The 25709-nt window shown below is 68.4% G+C and carries 23 protein-coding genes and 1 pseudogene; 13 read left to right on the forward strand and 11 right to left on the reverse strand.

Annotated elements, in window-relative coordinates:
• Together KDK82_RS30625 and KDK82_RS30630 are read right to left on the reverse strand one after the other, a co-directional pair.
• A partial coding sequence (locus tag KDK82_RS30625; RefSeq protein WP_143343585.1) for an ABC transporter substrate-binding protein occupies positions 1-765 on the reverse strand: 765 nt, incomplete at its 3' end.
• Positions 766-1096: 331 nt separating this feature from the next.
• Positions 1097-2008: a LysR substrate-binding domain-containing protein gene (locus tag KDK82_RS30630; protein ID WP_017404924.1), complete on the reverse strand. Its 912-nt coding sequence runs from the start codon at positions 2006-2008 to the stop codon at positions 1097-1099.
• Positions 2009-2133: 125 nt separating this feature from the next.
• Between KDK82_RS30630 and KDK82_RS30635 the strand changes: the two genes are divergently transcribed.
• The 9 genes and pseudogenes from KDK82_RS30635 (at position 2134) to KDK82_RS30675 (ending at position 9824) form a co-directional block, all read left to right on the forward strand.
• Positions 2134-2793 (forward strand): substrate-binding domain-containing protein, encoded by a 660-nt coding sequence (locus tag KDK82_RS30635; RefSeq protein WP_017404923.1) that lies wholly within the window; start codon positions 2134-2136, stop codon positions 2791-2793.
• A 33-nt stretch (positions 2794-2826) separates the two neighbouring features.
• Entirely contained in the window at positions 2827-3861 is a 1035-nt protein-coding gene (locus KDK82_RS30640) for an amidohydrolase family protein (protein ID WP_059400368.1), read from the forward strand.
• A 1-nt stretch (position 3862) separates the two neighbouring features.
• The gene (gene ligK, locus KDK82_RS30645; protein ID WP_059400367.1) at positions 3863-4546 is read left to right on the forward strand and encodes a 4-carboxy-4-hydroxy-2-oxoadipate aldolase/oxaloacetate decarboxylase; all 684 of its coding nucleotides are present in this window, start codon (positions 3863-3865) and stop codon (positions 4544-4546) included.
• An 11-nt stretch (positions 4547-4557) separates the two neighbouring features.
• Positions 4558-5490, forward strand: coding sequence for a DUF1932 domain-containing protein (locus KDK82_RS30650; protein WP_017407889.1), 933 nt, complete (start codon positions 4558-4560; stop codon positions 5488-5490).
• Positions 5487-6407 carry an amidohydrolase family protein gene (locus KDK82_RS30655; RefSeq protein ID WP_059400366.1) on the forward strand — a complete coding sequence of 307 codons (921 nt, stop codon included), beginning with the start codon at positions 5487-5489 and terminating at the stop codon, positions 6405-6407. Before KDK82_RS30650 ends, KDK82_RS30655 begins: the two co-directional genes overlap by 4 nt.
• 12 nt (positions 6408-6419) lie before the next feature.
• Entirely contained in the window at positions 6420-6869 is a 450-nt protein-coding gene (gene ligA / locus KDK82_RS30660; protein WP_059400365.1) for a protocatechuate 4,5-dioxygenase subunit alpha, read from the forward strand.
• A 1-nt stretch (position 6870) separates the two neighbouring features.
• Positions 6871-7744, forward strand: a pseudogene (locus KDK82_RS30665) (class III extradiol dioxygenase subunit beta).
• A gap of 40 nt (positions 7745-7784) precedes the next feature.
• Complete coding sequence (locus KDK82_RS30670) at positions 7785-8744, forward strand: Gfo/Idh/MocA family oxidoreductase (protein WP_059400363.1); 960 nt, start codon at positions 7785-7787, stop codon at positions 8742-8744.
• Between the two features lie 78 nt (positions 8745-8822).
• Positions 8823-9824, forward strand: coding sequence for an aldo/keto reductase (locus KDK82_RS30675; RefSeq protein ID WP_017404468.1), 1002 nt, complete (start codon positions 8823-8825; stop codon positions 9822-9824).
• A gap of 155 nt (positions 9825-9979) precedes the next feature.
• Here the strand turns inward: KDK82_RS30675 and KDK82_RS30680 are convergent, their stop codons facing one another.
• The 6 genes from KDK82_RS30680 to KDK82_RS30710 all read right to left on the reverse strand — a co-directional run bounded on the left by KDK82_RS30680 (position 9980) and on the right by KDK82_RS30710 (position 16252).
• Positions 9980-10717: an aspartate/glutamate racemase family protein gene (locus KDK82_RS30680; protein WP_017404467.1), complete on the reverse strand. Its 738-nt coding sequence runs from the start codon at positions 10715-10717 to the stop codon at positions 9980-9982.
• Positions 10718-10730: 13 nt separating this feature from the next.
• Complete coding sequence (locus KDK82_RS30685) at positions 10731-11732, reverse strand: tripartite tricarboxylate transporter substrate binding protein (RefSeq protein ID WP_017404466.1); 1002 nt, start codon at positions 11730-11732, stop codon at positions 10731-10733.
• Between the two features lie 55 nt (positions 11733-11787).
• The gene (locus tag KDK82_RS30690) at positions 11788-12579 is read right to left on the reverse strand and encodes an amidohydrolase family protein (RefSeq protein WP_017404465.1); all 792 of its coding nucleotides are present in this window, start codon (positions 12577-12579) and stop codon (positions 11788-11790) included.
• 119 nt (positions 12580-12698) lie between these two features.
• A complete protein-coding gene (locus KDK82_RS30695; protein ID WP_017404464.1) occupies positions 12699-13223 on the reverse strand; it encodes a cupin domain-containing protein in 525 nt (174 codons plus the stop codon).
• Between the two features lie 21 nt (positions 13224-13244).
• On the reverse strand, positions 13245-14222 hold the full coding sequence (locus tag KDK82_RS30700; RefSeq protein ID WP_059400362.1) for a tripartite tricarboxylate transporter substrate binding protein: 978 nt from the start codon (positions 14220-14222) through the stop codon (positions 13245-13247).
• 908 nt (positions 14223-15130) lie between these two features.
• Positions 15131-16252 (reverse strand): porin, encoded by a 1122-nt coding sequence (locus KDK82_RS30710; protein WP_026062147.1) that lies wholly within the window; start codon positions 16250-16252, stop codon positions 15131-15133.
• Between the two features lie 926 nt (positions 16253-17178).
• Between KDK82_RS30710 and KDK82_RS30715 the strand changes: the two genes are divergently transcribed.
• From KDK82_RS30715 to KDK82_RS30730, 4 genes are all read left to right on the forward strand, one after another.
• Positions 17179-18171 (forward strand): tripartite tricarboxylate transporter substrate binding protein, encoded by a 993-nt coding sequence (locus KDK82_RS30715; protein WP_026062146.1) that lies wholly within the window; start codon positions 17179-17181, stop codon positions 18169-18171.
• 12 nt (positions 18172-18183) lie between these two features.
• Positions 18184-19992, forward strand: coding sequence for a thiamine pyrophosphate-binding protein (locus tag KDK82_RS30720; RefSeq protein WP_059400360.1), 1809 nt, complete (start codon positions 18184-18186; stop codon positions 19990-19992).
• A complete protein-coding gene (locus KDK82_RS30725) occupies positions 19989-21491 on the forward strand; it encodes an aldehyde dehydrogenase family protein (protein WP_017404458.1) in 1503 nt (500 codons plus the stop codon). The genes KDK82_RS30720 and KDK82_RS30725 overlap by 4 nt, the downstream gene beginning before the upstream one ends.
• Before the next feature lie 629 nt (positions 21492-22120).
• Complete coding sequence (locus KDK82_RS30730; protein ID WP_017404457.1) at positions 22121-23116, forward strand: alpha/beta fold hydrolase; 996 nt, start codon at positions 22121-22123, stop codon at positions 23114-23116.
• Positions 23117-23132: 16 nt separating this feature from the next.
• On the opposite strand, the gene KDK82_RS32930 is transcribed toward KDK82_RS30730, so the two are convergent.
• The 3 genes from KDK82_RS32930 to KDK82_RS30740 all read right to left on the reverse strand — a co-directional run bounded on the left by KDK82_RS32930 (position 23133) and on the right by KDK82_RS30740 (position 25623).
• Positions 23133-23297, reverse strand: a complete 165-nt coding sequence (locus KDK82_RS32930; RefSeq protein ID WP_172739421.1) for a hypothetical protein — start codon at positions 23295-23297, stop codon at positions 23133-23135.
• A 162-nt stretch (positions 23298-23459) separates the two neighbouring features.
• Positions 23460-24743, reverse strand: coding sequence for a citrate/2-methylcitrate synthase (locus tag KDK82_RS30735; protein ID WP_017404455.1), 1284 nt, complete (start codon positions 24741-24743; stop codon positions 23460-23462).
• Positions 24744-25119: 376 nt separating this feature from the next.
• A complete protein-coding gene (locus KDK82_RS30740; protein WP_017404454.1) occupies positions 25120-25623 on the reverse strand; it encodes a MarR family winged helix-turn-helix transcriptional regulator in 504 nt (167 codons plus the stop codon).
• Between the last annotated feature and the right edge of the window lie 86 nt (positions 25624-25709).

Here is a 25709-nt window from a genome sequence, read left to right on the forward strand (position 1 = left end):
ACTGAAAACGAGGAGACCCCGGATGGCGGCGATCCCGGTCGCGGTCACGCCACCGACCACTACTACGTCGGCGCCGCTGCGCTCGATGCTCCGCGCCTGCTCGGTGTAGTCGGTGGCGTCCCGCGCATAGGGCACGGCGGCGACGAGCGGCAGTCCCTGCGCCTTCAGCACCGACTCGAACTGCGCGCGGAACGCCGTGCCCGAGTTGTCGGTCGCGTGCAGCACGGCGAAGCGGCTCCGGCCAATGGTGGGAAACAACGCGGCGATCGCGCGGGTCTCCGCGTCGAACGTCGCTCGCACATGGGTGACGATCTCGGTCCCCGGGCGGCGGAATGCATCGTTTCCGTGCAGCACGCCGACGATCGGCACGCCCGCGCGGGTCGCCGCCGGAATGGCGGCGCCGATGATCGGGCCGCCGAACAAAGAGGTCACCGCGACGACGGATTCCCTTGCCGCCAGCGACCCGATGGCCTCGACGGTCTTCTCGGCCTGGTACCCGTTGTCGATGGCCAGGAGCTTGACGGGCTGCCCCCGGATCCCTCCAGCGCGGTTCGCCTGTTCGAGCGCTCCGTCCACGCCCTGCCTGATCATCTCGGCCTGGCGCGCCTGTCCTCCCTGCAAAGGAAGCAGCATCGCGATCTGGATCTCGCGCGCCGCCGCCCGCGCTCGGAACGGCAATCCGACGGCCGCCGCTGCGAGCACCCCTCCGATGCACGAAAAGGTGCGGCGCCGCGCTCGGTCGGTACCCGTAGGTTCAGTGTTCATTGTCTGCCTCTCTCCATCATTGGTGCGCGCGATCGGTGCCGCAGCCCCACGCCGGCCGGTCGCGCTGACTTTTTGCGAGGCGACTCTAAACACTTTGTCGCGCGCTTGATAGATTGAGTCTCAGTCAATGTGAGTCCGCCGCGCGGGTGCGACTTCCGCACGGACAGAGGCCTGCATCGCCGGGCGGGGTACTGCCCGCATGCGTCCTGCATCTCGCCGAGGGCGGCTGCGCCGCACCGGGCCATATGCGCCGAAAGGCCGTGGCCTGCAAGGCTGTCACCACGGACGGCCCGGCGGGCATCGGACACGCCGAGCCGGGCCGACCGGGCCTTCACGCCGGCCGGAGGACTTCGGAGACCGTCAGCCGCACCAGGTCCAGCGTGGTCTTCTGGACCTGCGTGGCGGGGCGTTGCAGGCTGGTCGCCAGGGACAGCGCTATGCGCAGCGGCGGCGCACCGATGACCTGGGCGCTGTAGGCAGAAGGAACAGGCGAATTGAGCAGCGCGTTGCGCGGCAGCACCGCGTACCCGGCCCCGTCGGCCACCATGTCCAGGATGGCGGCGACCCCGTCGATCTCCAGCGCGATCTCGGGCCGGCAGCCGATGAGCGCCATCTCGGCTTCCACGTGCATGCGGATCGCGTTGGGGCGCGAGGGAATGACCAGCGGCAGCCGCGCGAGCTCGGCGAGCGCGATGGGGCCGGGCGGCGGGTCCTCGGCCAGCCCGCGCGGGCGGGCGCGCACGAGCAGCAGATCCTCGTCCATGAGGTGCGACACATCCACATCGCGCACCGGCTGGCCGTTGTAGAGCACGACGATGTCCAGGCGACCGCTGACCAGTCCTCTCAGGAGTTCGCTCGAAAGCCCTTCGCTGATCGAGAGCCGAGCCTCCGGCAATTCCTTGCGGAAGGCGCGCATGAGCGGCACCGCCATCGCGCGCGCCACGCTGCTGGGCAGCCCGATGGCGACGGCGCCCGAGACGCCGCCGCGCAGGCGCTCCATGTCCTCCCGCGCCCGGGCCATCTGGTGCAGGATGCCCCGCCCATGGTCGACCAGCAACCGGCCCGCCTCCGTGGGCGTGACGCCGCGGCCATTGCGCACCAGCAGGTTCTGGCGCAGCTCCACCTCCAGCAGGCGCACCTGCCGGCTCAGGGCCGACTGGGCCATGCCGAGGGCCGCCGCGGCATGGGTGAAGCTGCCCATTTCGGCGACCCGCACAAAGTACTCGAGCTGCTTCAGATCCATCGACAAATGAGATATCTGGTAGACCAATCCGCCACTTCTTGTATAGCTGGAATTGCAGCAGAATACCCCAAAATACTTAGCCACCAAACAATCCTATGAATGCTCCGCTTCGTGGAATCTCCTCCATGGCCACCCGCCAGGTGTTGGCCGAGCTGCTGGCCGCCTACGAGCAGCAGACCGGCCAGCGCGCAGCCATCGAGGCCGTGGGCGGCGTGGACGCGGCCAAGCGGGTGCAGGCCGGCGAGGCTTTCGACGTGGTGGTGCTTGCCTCTGACGCCATCGACAAGCTCATCGCGGCCGGCGCCGTCGTGGCCGGCAGCAGGACCGACTGGGTGCGCTCCGGCGTGGCCGTGGCGGTGCGCGCGGGCGCGCCGCTGCCCGACATCGGCTCGGAAGACGCAGTGCGCAGTGCCGTGCTGGCCGCGCGCAGCATCAGCTATTCCACCGGCCCGAGCGGCGTGGCGCTGGCGAAACTGTTCGAGCGCTGGGGCATTGCCGACCAGGTGGCCGGCCGCATGGTGCAGGCCCCGCCCGGCGTGCCCGTGGGCTCCCTGGTGGCACGTGGCGATGTGGAGCTCGGCTTCCAGCAACTGAGCGAGCTGCTGCACGTGGAGGGCATCACCATCGTGGGCCCGCTGCCGCCTGCGATCCAGATCACCACCATTTTTTCATCGGGCGTCGCTGCCTCCAGCCAGCAGCCCGAGGCCGCCAAGGCGCTGCTCGACTTCTTCGCATCGCCAGCGGCGGCCGAAGCCAAGCAACGCCAGGGCATGGACCCTGCCTGAACCCGAACACCAAGATCCAAGGAGCACAACGCAATGAGCCTCATCATCGACTGCCATGGCCACTACACCACGGCACCCAAGGCGCTGGAGAACTGGCGCAACCAGCAGATCGCCGGCATCAAGGACCCGGCCGCCATGCCCAAGGTCGCCGATTTGCAGATCAGCGACGACGAGCTGCGCGAGTCCATCGAGACCAACCAGCTGCGCCTGATGAAGGAGCGCGGCAGCGACATCACGCTGTTCTCGCCGCGCGCCAGTTTCATGGCCCACCACATCGGCGACTTCAATGTCTCCAGCACCTGGGCGGCCATCTGCAACGAGCTGTGCCACCGCGTCTCCACCCTGTTCCCCGACAACTTCGTGCCCGTGGCCATGCTGCCGCAAAGCCCCGGGGTGGACCCCGCGACCTGCATCCCCGAGCTGGAGAAGTGCGTCAAGGAATACGGCGCGGTGGGCATCAACCTCAACCCCGACCCCTCGGGCGGCCACTGGACCAGCCCGCCGCTGACCGACCGCCACTGGTACCCCATCTACGAGAAGATGGTGGAGTACGACCTGCCCGCCATGATCCACGTGAGCACCAGCTGCAACGCGTGCTTCCACACCACGGGCGCGCACTACCTGAACGCCGACACCACGGCCTTCATGCAGTGCATCCAGGGCGACCTGTTCAAGGACTTCCCCACGCTCAAGTTCCTGATCCCGCACGGCGGCGGTGCCGTGCCCTACCACTGGGGCCGTTTCCGCGGCCTGGCGCAGGAGATGAAGAAGCCCCTGCTCGAAGACCACCTGCTGAACAACATCTTCTTCGACACCTGCGTGTACCACCAGCCGGGCATCGACCTGCTGAACACCGTGATCCCGGTGAAGAACGTGCTGTTCGCCTCCGAAATGATCGGCGCGGTGCGCGGCATCGACCCCACCACCGGCCACTACTACGACGACACCAAGCGCTACATCGAAGCGTCGAAGATCCTGAGCGGCGACGACAAGCACCAGATCTACGAAGGCAATGTGCGCCGCGTGTTCTCCCGACTCGATTCACGACTGAAGGCAAAGGGGCTCTGACATGTACGAATTAGGCGTTGTCTACCGCAACATCACCCGCGCCGATCGCGCAGCCGCTGACGGCCTGGCTGCCCTCGGCTCGGCTACCGTGCACGAGGCCATGGGCCGCGTGGGCCTGCTCAAGCCCTACATGCGCCCCATCTACGGCGGCCAGCAGGTCAGCGGCACAGCCGTCACCGTGCTGCTGCAGCCCGGCGACAACTGGATGATGCACGTGGCGGCCGAGCAGATCCAGCCCGGCGACGTGGTGGTGGCGGCCGTCACCTCCGAATGCACCGATGGCTATTTCGGCGACCTGCTGGCCACCTCGTTCCAGGCGCGCGGTGCGCGGGCGCTCATCATCGACGCCGGCGTGCGCGACGTGAAGACCCTGCAGGAGATGAATTTCCCCGTGTGGAGCCGCGCCATTTCCAGCAAGGGCACGATCAAGGCCACGCTGGGCTCGGTCAACATCCCGGTGGTGTGCGCCGGCATGTGGGTCACGCCGGGCGACGTGATCGTGGCCGACGACGATGGCGTGGTCTGCGTGCCCGCCGCGCGCGCCGCCGAGACGCTCGAGGCCGCGCGCAAGCGCGAGAGCTTCGAGGGCGAGAAACGCGCCAAGCTCGCCTCGGGCGTGCTCGGCCTGGATATGTACAACATGCGCCCCGGGCTCGAAAAGGCCGGGCTGCGCTACATCGACTGAGGACCTACGCCATGCCCATCCCCGCATCGGCGCAGGACTGGCACATCGGCCTCGTCGGCTACGGCGAGGTCGGCCGCATTCTCTGCGAGGACCTGCGCGCCCAGGGGCTGCGCGTCTCGGCCTACGACCGCAAGCTCGGCGGTGCGCTACAACGGCCCTTGTTGGAGCACGCGCGGGCCCATGGCGTCGAGTTGCTCGACAGCCACGCCCGGCTCGCGGCCACTGCCGACTTCGTGATCAGCGCCGTCACCGCCAGCCAGACGCTGGACGTGGCCCGGGCGTGCGCTCCGCAGGTGCGCAAGGAAGCCTTCTATCTGGACTTCAACTCGGCCTCCCCGGGTGCCAAGCAGGCGGCCGGCGCGCTGATTGATGCGGCCGGTGCCCGGTACGTCGAAGGCGCGGTGATGACCAGCATTCCACCTTACCGCATCAAGGTGCCGCTGCTGCTGGGCGGCGCCTCGGCCAGGGCGCTGGCCGAGGCCATCGCGCCGCTGGGCTTCGTCGCCAAGGTCGTCAGCGACCGGCTGGGCGTGGCCTCGGCCACCAAGATGTGCCGCAGCGTGATGGTCAAGGGCCTGGAGGCGATGGTGATCGAGAGCTTCACGGCCGCGCGGCACTACGGCGTGGAGGACGCGGTCATCGCCTCGCTCCAGGAGACCTTTCCCGGCATCGACTGGGAGAAGCAGGGCGCCTATTTCTTCCAGCGCGTGATCGAGCATGGCCGCCGCCGCAGCGAGGAGATGCACGAGTCCGCGAACACGGTGCGCGAAGCGGGCATGCCCGCCTTCTCCGCGCAGGGCACAGCCGAGCGCCAGGCCTGGATGGCGGACCGCGCGGACGCCGGGTCGTTCGGCGAACGCGGCGCTCCGGGATTCGCGCGCGCCGCCGACTGGCGCGCCGAGGCCGACCGCCTGTTGCAATCTCTCAAGGAACCCACCGCATGAGCACTTTCACGAAAACCCCAGGCTGGCTCGACTGGTACGCCGGACCCAGCAAGCCCCGCTTCCAGGTGCCGCCCGGCAGCGTGGACGCGCACTGCCACGTGTTCGGCCCGGGCGCGGAGTTCCCCTACGCGCCCGAGCGCAAGTACACGCCCTGCGATGCCTCGAAGCACGAGCTGTACGCGCTGCGCGACCACCTGGGCTTTGCCCGCAACGTGGTGGTGCAGGCCACCTGCCACGGCGCCGACAACCGCGCCATGGTCGATGCCTGCCTGTCCAGCGGTGGCAAGGCGCGCGGCGTGGCCACGGTCAAGCGCTCGGTGACCGATGAAGAATTGCAGGCCCTGCACGCCGCCGGTGTGCGCGGCGTGCGCTTCAACTTCGTCAAGCGCCTGGTGGACTTCACGCCCAAGGACGAGCTGCTGGAGATCGCCGGCCGCATCGCCAAGCTCGGCTGGCATGTGGTGATCTACTTCGAGGCGGTGGACCTGCCCGAGCTGTGGGATTTCTTCACGGCCTTGCCTACCACCGTGGTGGTGGACCACATGGGCCGGCCCGACGTGACCAAGCCCATCGATGGGCCCGAGTTCGAGCTGTTCCTGAAGTTCATGCGCCAGCACCCCAACGTGTGGAGCAAGGTCAGTTGCCCCGAGCGCCTGTCGGTCACCGGGCCGAAGGCGCTCAACGGCGAGCAGGCGGCCTACCAGGACGTGGTGCCGTTCGCGCGAAAGGTGGTGGAGGAGTTCCCCGACCGCGTGCTCTGGGGCACCGACTGGCCGCACCCCAACCTCAAGGACCACATGCCCGACGACGGCCTGCTGGTGGACTTCATCCCCCACATCGCGCCCACGGCCGAGCTGCAAAAGAAGCTGCTCGTGGACAACCCCATGCGCCTGTATTGGCCCGAAGAGGCGAAGTAAGGAGAGCGCGCCATGTCCCTCGACAAACCCTACCTCGACGTGCCCGGCACCATCATCTTCGATGCCGAGCAGTCCCGCAAAGGCTACTGGCTCAACCAGTTCTGCATGTCGCTGATGAAGGCAGAGAACCGCGAGCGCTTCAAGGCCGACGAGCGCGCCTACCTCGACGAATGGGCCATGACCGAGGAACAGAAGCAGGCCGTGCTGGCCCGCGACCTCAACTGGTGCATGCGCACGGGCGGCAACATCTACTTCCTGGCCAAGATCGGCGCCACCGACGGCAAGAGCTTCCAGCAGATGGCCGGCAGCATGACCGGCATGACCGAGGAGGAATACCGCAACATGATGGTCGGTGGCGGCCGCTCCCCGGAGGGCAACCGTTTTCTCGGCGAGGACGGCGACGCCCAGCCGCAACACCAACCCCAAGGCAAGGCCGGCCATAAAACCACGGGCAGCAACTGACATGGCCAAGATCACCGCATCCGTCTACACCTCCCACGTGCCCGCCATCGGCGCCGCCATCGATCTGGGCAAGACCCAGGAACCGTACTGGCAGCCGCTGTTCGCGGGCTACGACTTCTCCAAGGAATGGGAAAAGGCCCAGAAGCCCGACGTGGTGTTCCTGGTCTTCAACGACCACGCCACCGCGTTCAGCCTGGACATGATCCCGACCTTCGCCATCGGTACGGCCGCCGAGTACCAGCCCGCCGACGAAGGCTGGGGCCCGCGCCCTGTGCCCGCCGTCCACGGCCATCCGGCGCTGGCGGCGCACATCGCGCAGTCCGTCATCCAGGACGACTTCGACCTCACCATCGTCAACAAGATGGACGTGGACCACGGCCTCACCGTGCCGCTGTCGCTGATGTTCGGTCAGCCCCCCCCAGTCCGACTATCGCTGGCCCTGCAAGGTCATCCCGTTCGCCGTCAACGTGGTGCAGTACCCCGTGCCCTCGGGCAACCGCTGCTTCCAGCTGGGCAAGGCGATCCGCAAGGCCATCGAGTCGTTCGACGAAGACCTCAACGTGCAGATCTGGGGCACGGGCGGCATGAGCCACCAGCTGCAGGGCCCGCGCGCCGGCCTCATCAACAAGGACTGGGACAACCGGTTCCTGGACCGCCTCATCGCCGAGCCCGCCGAGCTGGCCAAGGTGCCGCACATCGAATACGTGCGCGAGGCCGGCAGCGAAGGCATCGAGCTGGTGATGTGGCTCATCGCCCGCGGCGCCATGGCCGACGTCGCTGGCGGACCTGCGCCCAAGGTGGTGTACCGCTTCTTCCATGTGCCCGCCAGCAACACCGCGGTGGGCCACCTGATCCTGGAGAATCAGCCCGCCTGAGGCTGGCTGATTTCGAATCAACCCGTAAAGGACCCCCACCATGACCATCAAAGTAGCCCTGGCCGGCGCCGGCGCCTTCGGCATCAAGCACCTGGACGGCATCAAGAACATCGACGGTGTCGAAGTCGTCTCCCTCGTCAGCCGCGACCTGGCCAAGACCCGGGAAGTGGCCGACAAGTATGGCATCCAGCACGTGACCACCAAGCTCGAAGACAGCCTGGCCATCAAGGAAGTGGACGCGGTGATCCTCTGCACCCCCACGCAGATGCATGCCAGCCAGTCCATCGCCTGCCTGGAAGCCGGCAAGCACGTGCAGGTCGAGATCCCGCTGTGCGACGTGCTGGCCGACGGCGAGAAGGTCGCCGCCCTGCAGAAGCAGACCGGCCTCGTCGCCATGTGCGGCCACACCCGCCGCTTCAACCCCAGCCACCAGTACGTGCACAAGAAGATCAAGGCGGGCGAGTTCAATATCCAGCAGATGGATGTGCAGACGTTCTTCTTCCGCCGCACCAACATGAACGCGCTGGGCCAGCCGCGCAGCTGGACCGACCACCTGCTGTGGCACCACGCCGCCCACACCGTGGACCTGTTCGCCTACCAGGCCGGCAGCCCGATCGTGAAGGCCAACGCGATCCAGGGCCCGATTCACAAGGAGCTGGGCATCGCGATGGACATGAGCATCCAGCTGCAGGCAGCCAACGGCGCCATCTGCACGCTCAGCCTCTCGTTCAACAACGACGGCCCGCTGGGCACCTTCTTCCGCTACATCGGCGACACCGCCACCTACATCGCGCGCTACGACGACCTGGTGCAGTCGCACAGCAAGGGCCCCGAGACGCCGGTGGACGTGAGCCAGGTCGACGTGAGCATGAACGGCATCGAGCTGCAGGACCGCGAGTTCTTCGCCGCGATCAAGGAAGGCCGGGAGCCCAATGCCAGCGTGGCACAGGTCCTGCCGTGCTACCAGGTGCTGAACGGCCTGGAACGGCAACTCAACTGAGTCCGCGCCATTTGGCACTGTATCGTTTCCACTGCCTGCACGGCAAGCGCCGCGGGCGTTCTTCCTGGGAGAAGCGCAATGCAGACACGCACCCTCGGCCCATTCGAAGTCAGCGCCATCGGTCTGGGCTGCATGAACCTCTCGCACGCCTACGGCGCGCCCGTCTCCGCCGACACGGGTGAGCGCGTGCTGCTGGCGGCGCTGGATGCCGGCGTGACGCTGTTCGACACGGCGGCGCTGTACGGCTTCGGTGCCAACGAGGAGTTGGTGGGCCGCGTCCTCCGGCCCCATCGCCAGCGCATCACCCTGTGCAGCAAGGGCGGCATGGCCGGCGTGAAGGGCGAGGACGGCGTGACGCGCCGCGTGATCGACGGCCGCCCCGCCACGCTGCGCAGCAACTGCGAGGACAGCCTGCGCCGCCTGGGCACCGACGTGATCGACCTGTACTACCTGCACCGCTGGGACAAGCAGGTGCCCATCGAGGACTCGGTGGGCGAGCTGTCGCGGCTGGTCGCGGCAGGCAAGGTGCGGGCCATCGGCCTGTCGGAGGTCTCCGCCGCCACATTGCACCGCGCGCACGCCGTGCACCCCGTCGCCGCCGTGCAGACCGAGTACTCGCTGTGGACGCGCAACCCGGAGATCGCGGTGCTCGACGCGTGCCGCGAGCTGGGCGCGGCCTTCGTTGCCTTCAGTCCCCTGGCGCGCGGCTTCCTCTGCGGCGAACTCGTGGACGTGGGTGCGCTCCACGAGAAGGACATCCGCCGCGCCATGCCGCGCTTCGCGCCCGAGGCCTACGCGGCCAACCTGAAGCTGCTGGACGGCTACCGCAGGATCGCGCGGGACGCGGGCTGCACCCCGGCACAGCTGGCCCTGGCCTGGCTGCTGCACCAGGGCGGCCACATCGTCCCCATTCCCGGCACCACGAGCGTGGAACACCTGCTGGACGACCTGGGCGCCGCCAACATGCGGCTGCACGCCGCGGTGATCGAGCGGCTGAACGTTCTGATCAACGAACTTACCGTGGTCGGCCAGCGCTACAGCGCGCAGAGCGCGAACGAGGTCGACACCGAAGCCTTCTGAACCGCGAAGGCCCCTGGCGTCCGCGAGCCCGCCTTCGCGGTGTTGCGGGCGCCCTGCTGCCGGTTCCACACGGTGCGAGGGCAGGAATGCCCAGGCGCGAGGTTGTGAGGTTCACCCCGCCCTCCTCCGGCGGTCGGGCCGCGCCCCGGACCGCGTCAGGGTGCTCCGGCGCGGGCCAGCAGGCGGCCGTAGCCTGGAACCCCCGGCAGCGCGCCAAGCTTGCGCATGCAGTACCAGGCCACCGCCGTGTTGCTCGTGACGACGGGCCGTCCCAGGGAACGCTCCAGGGCCTCGATGGTCTCGGCCGTCCGCACGGTGGTGCAACTGAGGACGTATGCGTCCGCCCGCGCATGGGCATGGCGCGTGGCGAACGCATGCCACGCCTGCGGCGCGATGGCCATCATCTCGCGGCCGGTGCGGCAATCCAGGCCGGCGTTGCCGAGGATCTCGAATCCATGCTCGGCGAAGTAAGCCGCCTCCCGGTCATTGACGGCCGCCGTGTACGGGGAGAGCAGCACCACGCGCCGCGCGGGCAGGGCCTGCAGCGCCGCCACCAGGGCCTGCGACGTGGCCACGCAGGGCAGCCCAGTCGCGGACTGGATGCGCGCGAGAATCGACGCCTCCAGCTCGGTGCTGTAGGTCGACACGGCGGTGCAATGGAACACCACGATGTCGACGCCCGCGTCCGCGAGCAGCTCGGCCGCCGGCTCGACATCCCGGGCCATGCCCAGCAGGCTCGCCTCCGAACTGTCCACGAGCTTCAGCCGCGTGACCGCGATGGCGATGTCGGCGGGAAGCATCGCGCGCAGTTGCGGCTCGGCGGCCTGGTTCACGGAGGGCAGCAGCACGCCGATGCGCCCGCCCGATCCGTAGTCGAGTGCTGGGGCGGTCATGCCGATGCGCCCTTCAGTTCAGCTTGAGCCCGAGCTCCTTGATCAGGGGCGCGTACTTGGCGGTCTCCCGCCGGATGGTCTCGTCCATCTCCTCGGGCGTGGTGCCCGCCGTCTCCAGACCGAACACCATGAGCTGGTCCCTGACTTCCTTGCGCTGCACGACCTCCACAACGTCCTTGTGGATCTTGTCGATGATCGCCCGCGGCGTGCCGGCGGGCGCGGACAGTGCATTCCACATCAACAGTTCGTAGCCCTTGAGCCCGGCCTCCGCCAGCGTCGGCACGTCGGGCAAGGCCGCGGAGCGGACCGGACCCGTCGTGGCCAGTGCACGGATCTTCCCGGACTGGATGTGCGGGACATTGGCGGCGATGCCGTCGAAGCTGACCTCGACGTCCCCCGAGAGCATTCCTTTGACGACCTCCGAGGCGCCGCGGTACGGCACCTGGACCAGCTTGATCCCGCTCTGCCGCGTGAACATCTCGCCTGCGAGCTGTGTGGACGTGGTGCTGGAGCCGTAGTTGATGCTGCCGGGCTGGGCCCGGGCGGCAGCCACCAGGTCGGCCACCGCCCTGAAGGGTGTCCGGTCGGTTGCGGTGAGCACCAGGGACTGGCGGGCGACGATCGAGATGGACGCGAAGTCCTTGATCGGATCGTAGGGCAGCCGCGAATACAGCGCCGGGTTCAGCGTGTAGGTCGAATCCAGGGGCATGAACAAGGTGTAGCCGTCGGGCGCGGCCCGGGCGGCCTCCTGCGCCGCGATCAGCGTGTTGGCCCCGCCCTTGTTGTCGACGACGACGGGCTGGCGCCACTTTTCGGACAGGCGTTGCGCGATCGCTCGGCCCAGCACGTCGGCGGGCCCACCGGCCGGGAAGGGCACGATCAGACGCACCGGCCTGGCGGGGAAGCTGGCCGCGGCCTGCGCCTGCGCAGCGGCGGGGAGGACCGGTAGCAGCAGCATCGGGACGAGCAGCGTGGCGCGCTGCGCCGCGCGGCGCAGCAGATGGAACATGGGCATGGGTGTCTCCTCTTTCTTTTGATCGCAGGGGGTCGGCGGCGCCGGGGCGGGCCGCTCAGAACCCGTACAACTGCTCGGGGTTGCGCACCAGGATCTGGTGGCGCTGTGCTCCGTCGGGCACCCAGGTCAGCATCTGGTCCAGCAGGTCCGTGGTGTTGGGCATCTCGCCCTTGAACGAGACGTGCGGCCAGTCGCTGGCCCATACCAGGCGGTCCGGCCGGGCGGCCAGCAGCGCCTGGACGTAGGGCACCATGTCCTCGTAGGGCGGAGGCAGCGCCGACATCCGGTAGCCGCAGGACAGCTTGACCCAGCACCGCCCCGTGTTCACCAGCCTCAGCAGCGCCTGGAAGCCAGGCTGCCCCACGCCGTCTCCCGGCCTGAGCGAGCCCATGTGGTCGATCACGACGTCGGTGGGCAGTTCGCGCAGGGTGGGCTCCATCTCGGCCAGCGGAGCTCGGCCCTGGTCATCCATGACGTGGAGCTGCACATGCCAACCCAGGCGGGCGATGCGCGCCGCCAGCGCGGGCATCTCGGCCAGCGGGACGGCACCTGCATGGCCGATGTTGTAGCGCACTCCCCGCACGCCGGCTTCGTGCAGGCGGTCCAGTTCGGCATCCTGCACCTCGGCCCGCAGCGCGACGATGACGCGCGCCGGCCGGCCCAGCTCGGCCACCGCCTCCAGGTGCCGCCGGTTGTCGGTGCCATAGCCGCTGGGCTGCACGAGCACCAGGCGCTCGACGCCCAGGGTGTCGTGCAGCGCGCGCAGCCGCGCCGGCAAGGCGTCGGGCACATCGAAGGCGCGCGTCGCGGCCACGGGATAGCGGTCGGCGGGGCCATAGACATGCACATGGCAATCCGCGGTCCCCGGCGGGCAGATCAGCCTGGGCTTGCGGGGAGCGGGATCGGGAGGCTGGCACAGCGGAATCTCCGCGGAAGCTCGCGCGCTCGTTGCAGGCGACGGGCCGCTCATTCGAAGATCCGATCCTCGTGCAGCACCACGGGCACTTCCTTGTTCTTCTCGGAATAGCCATCGAAGGGCTTGCCCTCCAGGTCGATGCGCGCGAGCACGTCGCTGTCGGGGTCGATGTGCGCGCCGATGCGCAGCATGACGAGTTCCTCGCGGTCTTCCTTGGCGTGGAACCAGTAGAAGGTGCCGGCCGGCAGCAGCACGCAATCGTTCCTGCCTGCCTCGCGCGTCTCGCCATTCGGCCCGTGGAACACCGCGCCGCCCTGCAGGATGACGAACACGTGGTCCTCGTTGGAATGCGCGTGGATCTCGTTCTCGCCACCGCTCGCGTAGGTCTTGAGCACCACGTTCATGTAGCGCGACGCGCCGAGGACCTGGTTGGTGCGGCCCTGCTTCGGCAACTGGGTCCGGATGTGGAAGAAGCTGGGCTGGCCCGGCTTGTTCAGGCGCGCCATCTCCGCGCGCCACTCCGCGGCGCTGTTGACGATCGGGGCGAAGCTGTGGCTGGGGCTGTTCGTGGTCATGGTGAATCTCCTTCGTGAATGTCAATCGATCCTGATGCCGGCTTCCGCGATGACGGGACGCCACCTCGCGGCCTCCGAGGCGATGAAGCTGCGCAGCGCCTGCGGCGAGCTGGCGTCGGCCAGCAGCCCGGCGCCCAGGAGCTTCTCCTGCACGTCCTTGGACGCGAGGGCTTGCGTCAGCGCGCGGTTGAGCTCGTCCACCACCGCAGCGGGCGTGCCCTTGGGCGCCAGCAACGCCATCCACACGTCGATGTCGGGCAGCTTGATCCCCACATCGGCCATCGATGGCACGTTGGGCAGCGTGGGGATGGGCTTGGCGCTCAGGCGCGCGAGCGGCCGCAGCGTGCCCTTCTCGAAATGGGGCATGGCGGTCGTGATGCCGTCGATGGTGAACGTGACGTCCTTGGTCAGCAGGCTCTGGGTCGTGCCCGCGCTGCCCTTGTAGGGCACCGAGACCACCTCCTTGCCCAGCGTGCGCTTGAGCAGCTCGCCGGAGAGCTGGGACGTGAAGGTGCCGAAGCCATAGCTCATTGCGGCGGCGCCGGCCTTGGACTGCGCGAGCAGCGCCTGCATGGACTGGGGTCCGGCCTGGTGGGTCATGACCACCAGGGGCGTGGTGGCCACCTTGCCGATCGGCTCGAAATCCTGGACGGGATCGTAGGGCAGCTTGGCGTAGAGGTACTGGTTCATCACCAGCGTGTTGTCGATGGCCATCAGCAGCGTGTAGCCGTCCGGCGCCGCCTTCGCGACGGCATCGGCGCCAATGATGGTGTTGGCGCCCGGCTTGTTGTCCACCACGATCGGCTGGCGCATCAACTCGCCCATACGCTGCCCGACGACGCGGGCCAGCAGGTCGGTGGGACCGCCGGCGGGGAACGGTACGATCATCCGGATCGGCCGGCTGGGATAGTCACGGGAAGCTGGTGCTTGTGCGTGCACCGGAATGGCGGCGCAAATGAGCGACACGGCGAGGGCCGCGGCGACCTGGAAGGTTTTCATGGGGTGTCTCCTGGGCGGTTGTCGATATCCGCGATTCGTTGTCGCGGACGATTTGTTGACCGCTGTCAATTCTGGGGGGCCGGTGCGTGCCCGGCAACGCAGGCTGGCCTATTCGCTGTATCGAAGAAATGAATTCGCCATGCTCCGCGCCTTTCGGAGGTCTCCGCCGTCGTCGGCGGTGGCCGGCCACAAAGGGACGCGTCGCCCTCCAGGGGCATGGGCCAGGCGTTCACGCCACGCGGCGCGCGGGCGACGACCGCCAGCATGGTCACCGCTGGGTGCAGGCACGGTTGCACGAAGCGCAGTTCGTGCTCGACATCAACGCGGACCGGTTCGGCGCTCCGGAGATCCTGGTCCTGCCCTTGCCCGCCGCGCTTGCCTGGCAGCGGGCGAGCGCATCCGCATCGCTGAGCACTAGGCCGAAGCGCAACGTGCAGTCCTGCGCGAGAAGGCGCCCGCCGTCGCTCAAAGCCCGGGCGGCGCGGCCGAACGGCACGCGCCAGCGCATCCGACGGTCCCGGGGATCGGCGGTCCGGGAGAGTCCATGTTCAGTGACTGCACGGACGACGCGACGGGCCCTCGGCCGCGGCGCGCGCTCACCAGGCCACCGCGCGAGCCGATCAAGGCGGCGCCGCCGCTCCGGGGCGCAGCTCCAAGCAGGCTCCTTGTGCCGCCCCCAATGCGCGCCACCTTGGCCACCGCCTCGGGCGCGGGACGGTCGGCCCGACCTCGCGCGGGAGACGATGCCCTTGCCCACCTTCTCGGCGCTTTCCCCGGGCAGGCGCCCGTGCACAAAAAAAGGCGCCGGGTTGCCCCGGCACCAAACCTTGGAGATAACAATGCGGGGATCCCGGCGCCCAGCCACCGCGGCCCATCGCGGGGCCGCAGCGGCGTGCCGCCGGTCGCCATCAAAAGTTGTGACGGACCCCCATGTAGATGTTGCGGGAGCTGCCGCTGGACGAGCCGACCAGCATGGCCGGGGCCTGGGCAGTGCCGGTGCCCAGCACGTACTGCGACCCGTTCTTGTTGCTGATCTGTCCCACGCCGAAGTACAGGCGCGTCCTCTTGGACAGGTCGTAGTCGCCGCCAAGCGAGATCCAGTTCGCGTCCCGGTTGCCCGTCAACGCCGTGTAGTCGGACCGGTCGTTGACGCGGGTGAACTGGGCAACGGCCGTGAACTGTCCGAACGGCACGCGCACGCCGAGGTTGGTCAGCCGGAATTCGCTCGTCGAAGCACCGGGCATGCGGGCGATTGCCCCGGTGCAGGTCGCGCAGGAGTTCTTCTCCACCGTCATGCCCAGGAAGAACTTGGCGAAGCGGGCGTCGTAGGAGCCGCCAACCACCATCGCCGAGACCTTGCCCGCAGCATCGTCCGGCCCCTCCTGCCGCTGGAAGCCCGCATTGAGGTCGAAGCCCCCGGCCTGGTAGCGCGCGGATGCGCCGTACCCGCGTCCGATCGTCGTCGAGTTCTCGCCGAAGGAGTACTGGCCGCGGAACTCGATGCCGCCCCAGCGCGGGGACACGTAGTTGACCGCGTTGTCCTGCCGCGCCGACACCCCCATCGGCAGCACCTGGCGCTGCGTGGTGGGGCTGACGTTTCTGGTGAGCGCGAGCAGCCCGCCGGCGCCTTCCCAGACGAAGGCGTCCACACTGCTCTGGACCATGTAGTACGGAGTGGGAATACGGCCCATCTGCAGCGTGCCGAACCGCGCATCGCTCAGGCCGACCGACGCCTCGCGCCCGAACGCGCGACCGCCTTGGCCGAGCGTGCCGTCGTCGAGGTTGATGCCCATCTCGAGGCGGAAGACGGCGGCAAGCCCTCCTCCCAAGTCCTCCACGCCGCGAAAACCCAGGTTGCTCCCCGCACTTCCGCCCGATACCAGCCGATTGACACTCGAGCCCCCCGATCTCGGCGAGTCCATCCCGGCATCCACCCGCCCATACATGGTCACGCTGCTCTGGGCATTGGCTGCGCCGCAAACGCACAGCAGCGCGGCGCATGCAACCGCATGCTTGGCCATTCCGTTCATAGTTGTCTCCTTCGTTGAACTTGGGGCTTGGCCCCGATTCCTCTTCTTCACATTGCGCCTGGCGTCTCATGGGAAAGCTCCACGCGCAGCCCGCCAAAGACCACATCGTTCGATGACTCGCGGGTTCATCGTGGTTCCTCCGGCTCGTTCAGTATAGATAGACGCCTAATCTTTTTGATAGTCGCCTAATCAAATTTTCCGGATTCAGAACGCCCGGCTGTGGCGGGCGTGCGACGCTTTCACGCCTGACCCGTTGGTGGCCGCGAAACACTGGCAGAGACCATCCCGCACGGCATCGGAACCAACCCGGATTGATTGGATGATCAATGCCTCGCGCCGGACTCCGCAGCATCCCGTCGGGTTCGAATCCCGTTGTCGCCGCAAGGAGCAATGGACGAACGAAGACGGTGCAACGTCGATTCACAACCGATGGGGTGCCTGGCCAGCGAGCCAGTCGCGCGCCGGCCTCTGCCCGCCGTTCACGGGCACGCGGGCACGTCCGCCAGCGGCGTTCTTCCAAGTTCCACGCGCTGCTTATCGGGCCATCGCCGGCCCGCTGCACCGGTGCGCGAGACCGTGGTCACCGTGCAGCGGCACACGGACATGCGGACCGGTTGTCAGGACAGTGCGGCGTCTTCACCAATGCCCGCGAGGCACGATGGAAGCCGAGCGCATTGGCCATGCGGGCGCACAGCGCACCTCCGGGCGCGAGAGCCCTGCGCACCCTGGAGGACAGGATGGCCACCGGGCGGCGCCGGTTGAACCATCGATCAACCTCGGGATGAACCCTAGCTCGCCACGCGGGCTGCCACGCCGCGTTGCTTCTTCATAGGTTGACCGCGCATTCAAGCTTGATGCACATCAACCTTGTTCCTAGGATCGGGATCTTCTTAGGGCACGTGTAGTTGCCTGCAACCGGAGACACCATGAAGAATCCATCAAGCCCCACTCGGCGCTCGCTGCTCGCGGCCGCCGCCATGATCGCCGCAGGCTTCGGCCACTCGGCCATCGCACAAGAGAACTATCCCACCAAGCCGGTCACCCTCATCGTGCCCTTCACTCCCGGCGGGAGCAACGACGTCATCGCCCGCGTGATCGGCCAGCGGCTCAGCCAGATCTGGAACCAGCCGGTCATCGTGGACAACAAGGCAGGCGCGGCCGGAAGCATCGGGACCGACCACGTGGCCAAGGCCCCTGCGGACGGCTACAAGCTGCTGATCACCAACAACAACACCATGTCCATCAATCCGGTGCTGTTGCCGAAGACGCCGTACGCCGTCGCGCGCGATTTCGCCCAGGTCACGCAACTCGGCGCGGTGCCGGTCGTGCTGGTAGCGAACTCGAACGTGAAGGCCACGACCGTGAAGGAACTCGTGGCGCTCGCGAAGGCCACTCCGGGCAAGCTCACTTATGCCTCGTCGGGCTCCGGCAGCCCGCAGCATCTGTCCGCGGAGCTCTTCAAGGCGATGACGGGCACCGACATCACCCACGTCCCCTACAAGGGCGCGGCGCCGGCCATCACCGACATGCTGGCCGGGCAGGTCGATCTGCAGTTCGGTGCCATCAACTCGCTGCTGCCGCACATCCGCACCGGGAAGCTGCGCGCGCTCGCCGTGGGTGGCACCCGGCGCGCCAGCCTGCTGGCCGATGTCCCGACCATGGCCGAGGCCGGCCTGCCCCAGTACGACAGCGAGATCTGGCTCGGCCTGGCGGCCCCCGCGGGGACCCCTGCGGCGGTCATCAAGCGGATCAACGCCGATGTCACCAAGATCCTGAACGAGCCCGAGGTGAAGGAGAAGCTCGCCGAGCAGGGTATCGAGACGCGGCCGAGCACGCCGCAGGAGATGACCAAGCTCGTCGAGAAGGACACCGCGCGGTGGGCGAGCGTCATCAAGAGCGCGGGCATCAAGGCCGATTGAGCGGAGCACCCATTGAATTCGAAGCAAGCCATTCCTTTGCGCCGCGACATTCCCGCAGCGGGCGCCGGCGCCGGCAGCCTGTGGGCCAGCGACGCCATCGCGGAGATGATCCGCGCGCTCGACATCCCCTATGTCCTCCTGAACCCCGGGTCGAGCTTCCGCGGTCTGCACGACAGCCTGGTGAACCACCTCGGCAACATCGACCCGCAGATGCTGGTCGTGCTCCATGAGGAGCATGCCGTCGCGATCGCCCATGGCTACGCGAAGGTCGCCGGAAAGCCGCTGGCGGCGATCGTTCACAGCAACGTGGGCCTGATGCACGCGTCCATGGCGATCTTCAACGCCTGGGTGGACCGCGTGCCCGTGTTGGTCCTGGGCGCGACGGGCCCGGTCGATGCGGCCAAGCGGCGCCCCTGGATCGACTGGATGCACACCGCGCAGGACCAGGGCGCGCTGGTGCGCGACTTCAGCAAGTGGGACGCGCAGCCGGCTTCCGTCGCCGCGTCGTACGAGGCGCTGCTGCGGGCCAAGCAGATCGCGCTGACCGCACCCGCCGGCCCCACCTACGTGTGCTTCGATGTCTCGCTGCAGGAGACGCGCATCGATGCGATCCCGGCGCTGCCGGACGTCAGCCGCTACCAGGTTCCCTCCCCCGCCGTGCCGGGCAGCGATGAGCTGGCCAGAGCCGCAGCGCTGCTGTCCTCCGCGGCCCGCCCGGTCATTCTGATGGGGCGGGTCTCCAGGTCTAGCGAGGGCTGGCGCCAGCGCATCGAGCTGGCCGAGAAGCTGAATGCGCAGGTCCTTACGGACCTGCGCGCCGGCGCATCGTTCCCCACCGACCATCCGCTGCACGCGGCCGTGCCGGGCGTCTTCCTGACCCCGGACGCGGCCGCCACGCTGCGCGCCGCCGACGTCGTGCTGAGCCTGGACTGGTACGACCTGAACGGCACGCTGCAGCAGGCGTGGCGCAACGAGAGCGTCGGCGCCAAGGTGATCCAGGTCTCGCTCGACCACTACAGCCACCGGGGCTGGAGCATGGACCACCAGGGCCTGCCGCCGGTGGACGTGTTCATGCCGGTGGAGCCGGACGTCGCCGTGCCCCTTCTCTGCGCTGCCTGCACCGAGCGCCCTTCGGCCCTCCAGGCCCCGAAGAGCCCGATGGCCATGCCCCCGGTTCCGCAAGACGGGACGATCAGCATCGCGATGGTCGCCGACGCCCTGCGCCGGGCCGCGGGCACGCAGCCCATCACCCTGATCCGTGTGCCACTGGGCTGGAGCGGCGAGATGGGCCACTTCCGCGATCCGCTGGACTACCTGGGCATGGACGGCGGCGCCGGCATCGGCTCCGGGCCGGGCATGGCCGTCGGCGCCGCGCTGGCGCTGCGTGGAACCGACCGACTGCCCGTGCTGATGACCGGCGACGGCGACTACCTGATGGGCATGACAGCACTGTGGACCGCCGCCAATGCTGGCGTTCCCCTGCTTACCATCGTCTGCAACAACCGGTCGTTCTTCAACGACGAGCTGCACCAGGAGCGGGTGGCCCGCGATCGCGACCGCCCGGTGCAGAACCGGTGGATCGGGCAGCGCATCGGAGATCCGGACCCCGATCTGGCCGCGCTCGCGCGCGGGCTCGGGCTGCAGGGCCTCGGACCGACGGACAGCCCGTCGGAGCTCGACGAGGTCCTGGCCCGCGCCGTCGCTGCGGTGCGCGATGGAGCGACCGTCGTCGTCGACGTGCACGTCACGCCGGGCTACAGCGCCGCGATGGCCTCCGGCATGACCCGCTCCCATGAGGACCAGGAAGGAGGCCAGCCATGACAGCGGCCCCCATCGTCCTGCCGGACAGCGGCGACCTGAGCCCCTACGTCCAGCGAGTCCTGCCCCGGTCGAGCGGGCTGTTCTGGGACGGCCGCTGGCATGAAGGAGCGGACCAGGCGATCGCGACCTTCAACCCGTCCACGGGCGAGCGTCTGGCCGACGTGACCTCGGCGGGTTCGGCGGAGGTCGACGCCGCGGTCGCCTCGGCGAAGGCCGCCTTCCCGGCCTGGGCCGAGACCCCGCCCCTGCAGCGCGCGGCGCTGCTGCGGGAGGCCGCGCGCCGCGTGCGGCTGCATTCGCGGGAACTGGCGCTGCTGGACGCCGCCAACTGCGGCAATCCCGTGCGCGCCATGCAGATGGACGCGGAGATCGCGGCCACCCAGCTGGACTATTTCGCGGGGCTGGTGCTCGAGATCAAGGGCGAGACCATCCCGACCGCGAACGGCGCGCTGAACTACACGCTCAGGGAGCCGCTCGGCCCCGTCGCACGGATCTTCCCGTTCAACCACCCGTTCATGTTCGCGGCAGGCAAGATCGCCGCGCCGCTCGCGGCGGGCAACACGGTCATCCTCAAGCCGCCGGAACAGGCGCCGCTGTCGACCATCCGGCTGATGGAGATCCTGGACGGCCTGTTCCCCCCGGGGGTGCTGAACTGCATCGCTGGCGGACGCGAGACGGGTGCCGCGCTGTCCGCGCACCCGGATGTGGCCGCCGTCGCGCTTATCGGAAGCGTCGGCGCCGGCAAGGCCGTGCTGCGGTCCGCCGCGGACACGATGAAGCGCACCTTGCTGGAGCTGGGCGGCAAGAACGCGATGGTCATCTATCCCGACGCGGACCTGCGCAGCGCGGTGGAGGGGGCCGTGCGCGGCATGAACTTCACGTGGTGCGGGCAGTCGTGCGGCTCCACGAGCCGCCTGTACGTGCACCGCTCCCTGCACGATGAATTCATGCAGCGCATGGCCGAGGAACTGGCGCGCAAACACCGGCCCGGCATCGCGACCCACCTGGACACGACGATGGGCGCACTGGCGAGCCGCGCCCAGTACGACCGCGCGCTGCACTACATCCAGGCCGGCATCGACGAGGGCGCCGTGCTCCTGACCGGCGGCCACGCGGCGCGCGATGCGCAGCTGAAGGACGGCCTGTTCATCGAGCCGACCATCTTCACGGGCGTGCGGCCCGACATGCGGATCGCGCGCGAGGAGATCTTCGGCCCCGTGCTCTCGGTGTTTTCCTGGGACGACGAGGACCGGATGCTGGTCGAGGTCAATGGCACGGAGCTCGGACTGACGGCCTCGGTGTGGACCACGAGCCTGAACACCGGCCTGCGCGCCGCCAAGCGGATCCAGTCGGGCTACGTGTGGGTCAACGAGTGTTCGGTGCACATCCCTGGCGCGCCGTTCGGCGGCTACAAGCAGTCCGGCGTCGGCAGGGAGGAGTCCAAGGAGGAACTGCTGGAGTTCACGCAGCTCAAGAACGTCAACGTGAAGCTCGGCTAGAGACCATGGTTGCTCGATAGGTTGCCAAGAGGCTCGTCGTCGGCATCGTGGATTGCGCGCTTTCGTGTACCGGGCAAGATGCGACGCGCTCTCCAGCCACGATCCGTATGAACACAGGTCTTCCTTCGCCTGTCGAGCGACCACCCTGTCCAGCGCCCGGCCCGCCGGAATGCTAAAGGGGCCCGCGCCATGCGGAACGCTGGTTCCGCCGCGCCCATCCACCGTACGGCCTGCCCCCAAGCGCAACTCGCATATCGCCTCGGGAAATCTCTCCTGCGAGTAGCCGGCCAGGTCGCTCCTCGAGCCCATCGACATCTGCGGCATGACGACGCAACACAGCTCCTCGAGGTCTGGGGCCAGGGCGTCGCTCCGCCCACGTTCAGTGAGGAGGTGCAGGTGCTGTCGCGGCGGCTGGACAGCGCACAACAGGGTTCGCCCCAGCTTTCATATTGTTAGTCGATTAACAATAATGGTCGGCATGGCCTGGCCGCGCTGGGCCGTCCTCGCCAGACGCTCCGGCGACCGTCCTGCACTGCCAGAGTCGATGCCAATGCCACAGAGAACCAGGAGACAAGATGCACAACACGCCCCCCGCCTCCCGCCGGAGGTTCTTCCGCACCAGTGCTGGCATGGGTGCCGTCCTAGCCGCGGCCACCAGCACCGGCGCCTCCGGCGCCAGCACGCCCCCCCACGCCGCCGTGCGGGTGCGCAGCGGCTTTGTGGCCGGTCCTTCGACCTACTACGAGGTTCTGGAGCCGGTCGCGAAGACCCGCAAGCCGCCCATGGTGCTGATCCACGGCGGGGCGCACACCGGCTCCTGCTACATGGCGACCGCCGATGGCCGCCCGGGCTGGGCGCCCTTCTTCGCAGCCCAGGGCTACCAGGTGGTGGTCCCTGACTGGGCAGGCACCGGTCGCAGCGGCTACATCCCCTACGACGACCTGTCGGGCGAGACGGTCGTGAAGGGCCTTGGCAAGGTGCTGGCCACGCTGGACCGCCCGGCGATCGTCATGACGCATTCGATGTCGGGCCCCTTCGGCTGGAAGCTGCTCGAACTCTTCGGCGACCGCATCGTCTCCCTGGTGGCAATCGCACCTGGCGGGCCGGCCAACGTCAGCGCGCCGACCGAGTTCCTGTCCAGCACGTCGGACGACGTGGAAGTCCGCTTGGCACCCGGCGCTCCGGTGCTCAAGCTCAGCCGCAAGCTGCCCTTCGTTGCCGAACCGGGCTGGGCCACGAAGAAGCTGGTCGGCAGCAGCACGCGCTTCCCGCGCGAGCACCTGGACAGCTACCTGGCCAGCCTGACCGTCATTCCGCCCCGCCTGCTGCTAGAGCGGGTGAACTATGAGAACAGCGCGCCCCGTGTGACCGACCCCTCGGGCTACAAGGGCAAGCGCGTGGCCCTGATCATGGGCACCAACGACGCGGACCACACGGCCGCCATCGACAAGCCCATCGTCGACTGGCTGAACGACATCGGGGCGCGCGCGGAATTCATTCCGCTGGGCGACCGGGGCATCCAGGGCAACGGCCACATGATGATGATGGAGAGCAACAGCGACCAGTTGGCAGCCGGTATTGCCGCCTGGCTGCAGACCGGCAAATTCAGCGCCTCGGCGTCCTAGTACCTCCGGGCAGTGCTCAGGCCAACTCCGCCGTGATCCAGCGGCGCAGGCTGTTGGAGTAGGCCAGGTCGGTGACGCGCGGCAGGTCTTCCACCCGCACCATGCCCTCTTCCAACCACCACCGCGCGGACGCACCGCTTAGCAGGCGGCAGCGCAAATGCGGAGTGGCCATCGCCGTCATCGGGGCTGCCCCTCGCAAAGAGGGAGACGCACGAGTTCGCAGCGGCAGGCCGGTTGCCGCGGGCCCGCAATGCCCGGCGTCCAGTCCGCTCCTCCAGAGGATCGCCTCTCGGCTCCGAGCGACACAGGGCGGCGCTAGCGACGCGCACGGGCCCTGCCACGCTCATGGGCGGGGGACGTAACGGGCGCGCGGCCGCCAGAGGCCGGTCACGCCGCGCTGCTCCTGCACATGCGCAGCCCAGCCGGCCATGCGCGCCACCAGGAAGAAGACCGCTGCCGACCAGACGGGAAGCCGGAGCGCCCGCACCAGGCAGACGACGGCGAACTCATGCCTTGGATGGTCCGCGAGATTCTCCTTCGCCCAACCGACGAAGTCGGCGACCTGTCGCATGTTGAAGGAGTCGTCAGCCAGTTCGGTGGCGATGGCGAGCAGGTGCTTCGCGCGCGGGTCGCCGCCCAGGTAGAGCGGATGCGTGAAGCCGGGGATCCGCTGCGCCCGCTGGTGCAGGCGCAGGGCCTTGTCGCGCAGCGCCGTCGCGGACGGCCTTGCGGTGAGGAACCGGTCCACGACCGCATAGTGCCCGGCGATCTCGGTCCCGGCGCTTGCGCAGATGCCCACGGCAATGCAGTCGAAAAGGTTCGCGCCTCCCGAGGCAGCCGCCCGGACGGCCAGGGTGCCCGGCGGCAGTTCGTGGTCCGCGAGGAGCACGAGCAGCGCGTTCACCGCGCGGATCCGCGCTGGCGTGGTTTCGCATCCGAAGGACCGGATCAGCGTCGAAGCGATCGATTCGGAGCGCTCCGGCAGCGTCAGCGCGCGGGCCGGGCCGACGCATCCCAGCGCTTGCGCCACGGCACAGATCAGCAAGCGCGCCTCTTGCACGACGCCCGCGTCCAGACCCCCACCGCCCGACATCCTGCGGCTGCGCTCCAACTGGAGAGCCAGCATCGCGAGCGATCCGTACACGCGGTGAGGATCGGTACCGTGCAGTATCCGCAAACCGGCCTCGCGGGCCAGTGCCTGGTCGCGCGGAGGGATTCTCCAGGCGCCGGCCCTCGCGACATCGAGAGGAGCGCCCCAGAGCAATTCGCAGACCCGCTCGAACGGAACGCCTTGCCGCGCGAGGTCGCAGGCCAAGTAGCCCCGGTAGGCTGGACCCGCCTCGGTGATTTCCGTGATACCGCTGCTGACGATGGGCGGCCCATGGTCCATCGCACCGGCTGCCGCCGCGGCATGGCCTGCACGGGCGGCCGCGCGCGCCATGACCCGTTCGATGTCCGAGCGGCTGTACAGGTGCGCCTTCGTTCCGGGCTGGGGCACGCTGCGGATGGCCCCCCTGCTCACATAGGCGTAGAGCGTCTGCGGGCGGACGCCCAGAAGGGCAAGACTGGCTTTCGCATCCAGGAAATCCGGCTGCCGGCACGACGTGGGATCGGGGCATGTGCTCATGTGGGCTCCGCGCGATTCCAGCGTTCGACGGCACGTAAATCCCGAAACCGCGCTATGTCTCCGTAGGTCTAATCATTAGGTCTCTAATTATCTCACAGGCTGCCAGGCAGAAGACGGCGGCACTGGCCCGGCGGGTTCCGGCGTGCGTTCCATGGGGCATCCATGCCACTCGCCTGTGGCGCGCGGGGTCCACTGGGTGGCATCGTCGACTCGTCGACCCACATCGAGACCGATGCGGCGCGGCTGGCCGCTCGGGCGCACTGCGCCGCGGCGGGACCGATGCATTTGAGGGATTGGGGAGAGCGTGGCACTGCCGCGAGGCGCGGTGCGCTTCCATGGCGCGCCGCACCCAGGGCGCGGCCATCGGCAGCGCGGGCTACGGTCTTGCGGATGACTGAGCGGCGCCTGTCCGCTTCGGATCATCCTGAATGCACTCGTCGCTCGCCAGGTTGTCGATGATCTTCAGCAGCGAGCGCCGCACGATGCTGATGTGGGCATCCGTCAGGGATCTGATGGCGAGCGCGTTGACCTCCTCGGCCAAGGGCACGAGCTTCGCCTTGAGGCGCTTGCCCGCCGGCGTCAGGAAAACGTAGATGCTCTTGCGGTTGTCGGGACGCTGCTTTCGCAGGACGTACCCGAGCTCCTCCATGGCCTTCAGGGCGATCGCCGTGGTGGGCGCCATCACACCGGCCTCCGCGCTCAGTTCTGCCTGGGTGAGCCCATCCTTCTCCCAGAGAATCCGCAGGAAGGTCCAATGGCCGAGTTGGACGTCGTGGCGCGCAAGACGGGTCTGCAGCGATCGAAGAAAGGAGCGCGTCGCGTCCTTCACCAGATGCGCTAAACGGTCGTCGGGAACGCCCTCATGCCAGTGCTGCAGCATACGGCTCGCTACCTCCGCCGACTCTTTCCCTGCCTTTTTTGCCAATTTTCATTCCTCAATGCATCCCAACGGACGCTCTGCCCGGC

The sequence above is a fragment of the Delftia sp. K82 genome (assembly GCF_002193035.1).
GTDB lineage: Bacteria > Pseudomonadota > Gammaproteobacteria > Burkholderiales > Burkholderiaceae_C > Comamonas > Comamonas acidovorans.

What these genes read in the sequence shown, in the direction of transcription:
- KDK82_RS30630 (WP_017404924.1), bottom strand. Translation starts at nt 2,008, where the DNA reads ATGGATCTGAAGCAGCTCGAGTACTTTGTGCGGGTCGCCGAAATGGGC.
- KDK82_RS30635 (WP_017404923.1), top strand. Translation starts at nt 2,134, where the DNA reads ATGGCCACCCGCCAGGTGTTGGCCGAGCTGCTGGCCGCCTACGAGCAG.
- KDK82_RS30640 (WP_059400368.1), top strand. Translation starts at nt 2,827, where the DNA reads ATGAGCCTCATCATCGACTGCCATGGCCACTACACCACGGCACCCAAG.
- ligK (WP_059400367.1), top strand. Translation starts at nt 3,863, where the DNA reads ATGTACGAATTAGGCGTTGTCTACCGCAACATCACCCGCGCCGATCGC.
- KDK82_RS30650 (WP_017407889.1), top strand. Translation starts at nt 4,558, where the DNA reads ATGCCCATCCCCGCATCGGCGCAGGACTGGCACATCGGCCTCGTCGGC.
- KDK82_RS30655 (WP_059400366.1), top strand. Translation starts at nt 5,487, where the DNA reads ATGAGCACTTTCACGAAAACCCCAGGCTGGCTCGACTGGTACGCCGGA.
- ligA (WP_059400365.1), top strand. Translation starts at nt 6,420, where the DNA reads ATGTCCCTCGACAAACCCTACCTCGACGTGCCCGGCACCATCATCTTC.
- KDK82_RS30670 (WP_059400363.1), top strand. Translation starts at nt 7,785, where the DNA reads ATGACCATCAAAGTAGCCCTGGCCGGCGCCGGCGCCTTCGGCATCAAG.
- KDK82_RS30675 (WP_017404468.1), top strand. Translation starts at nt 8,823, where the DNA reads ATGCAGACACGCACCCTCGGCCCATTCGAAGTCAGCGCCATCGGTCTG.
- KDK82_RS30680 (WP_017404467.1), bottom strand. Translation starts at nt 10,717, where the DNA reads ATGACCGCCCCAGCACTCGACTACGGATCGGGCGGGCGCATCGGCGTG.
- KDK82_RS30685 (WP_017404466.1), bottom strand. Translation starts at nt 11,732, where the DNA reads ATGCCCATGTTCCATCTGCTGCGCCGCGCGGCGCAGCGCGCCACGCTG.
- KDK82_RS30695 (WP_017404464.1), bottom strand. Translation starts at nt 13,223, where the DNA reads ATGACCACGAACAGCCCCAGCCACAGCTTCGCCCCGATCGTCAACAGC.
- KDK82_RS30700 (WP_059400362.1), bottom strand. Translation starts at nt 14,222, where the DNA reads ATGAAAACCTTCCAGGTCGCCGCGGCCCTCGCCGTGTCGCTCATTTGC.
- KDK82_RS30710 (WP_026062147.1), bottom strand. Translation starts at nt 16,252, where the DNA reads ATGAACGGAATGGCCAAGCATGCGGTTGCATGCGCCGCGCTGCTGTGC.
- KDK82_RS30715 (WP_026062146.1), top strand. Translation starts at nt 17,179, where the DNA reads ATGAAGAATCCATCAAGCCCCACTCGGCGCTCGCTGCTCGCGGCCGCC.
- KDK82_RS30725 (WP_017404458.1), top strand. Translation starts at nt 19,989, where the DNA reads ATGACAGCGGCCCCCATCGTCCTGCCGGACAGCGGCGACCTGAGCCCC.
- KDK82_RS30730 (WP_017404457.1), top strand. Translation starts at nt 22,121, where the DNA reads ATGGGTGCCGTCCTAGCCGCGGCCACCAGCACCGGCGCCTCCGGCGCC.
- KDK82_RS32930 (WP_172739421.1), bottom strand. Translation starts at nt 23,297, where the DNA reads ATGACGGCGATGGCCACTCCGCATTTGCGCTGCCGCCTGCTAAGCGGT.
- KDK82_RS30735 (WP_017404455.1), bottom strand. Translation starts at nt 24,743, where the DNA reads ATGAGCACATGCCCCGATCCCACGTCGTGCCGGCAGCCGGATTTCCTG.
- KDK82_RS30740 (WP_017404454.1), bottom strand. Translation starts at nt 25,623, where the DNA reads ATGCTGCAGCACTGGCATGAGGGCGTTCCCGACGACCGTTTAGCGCAT.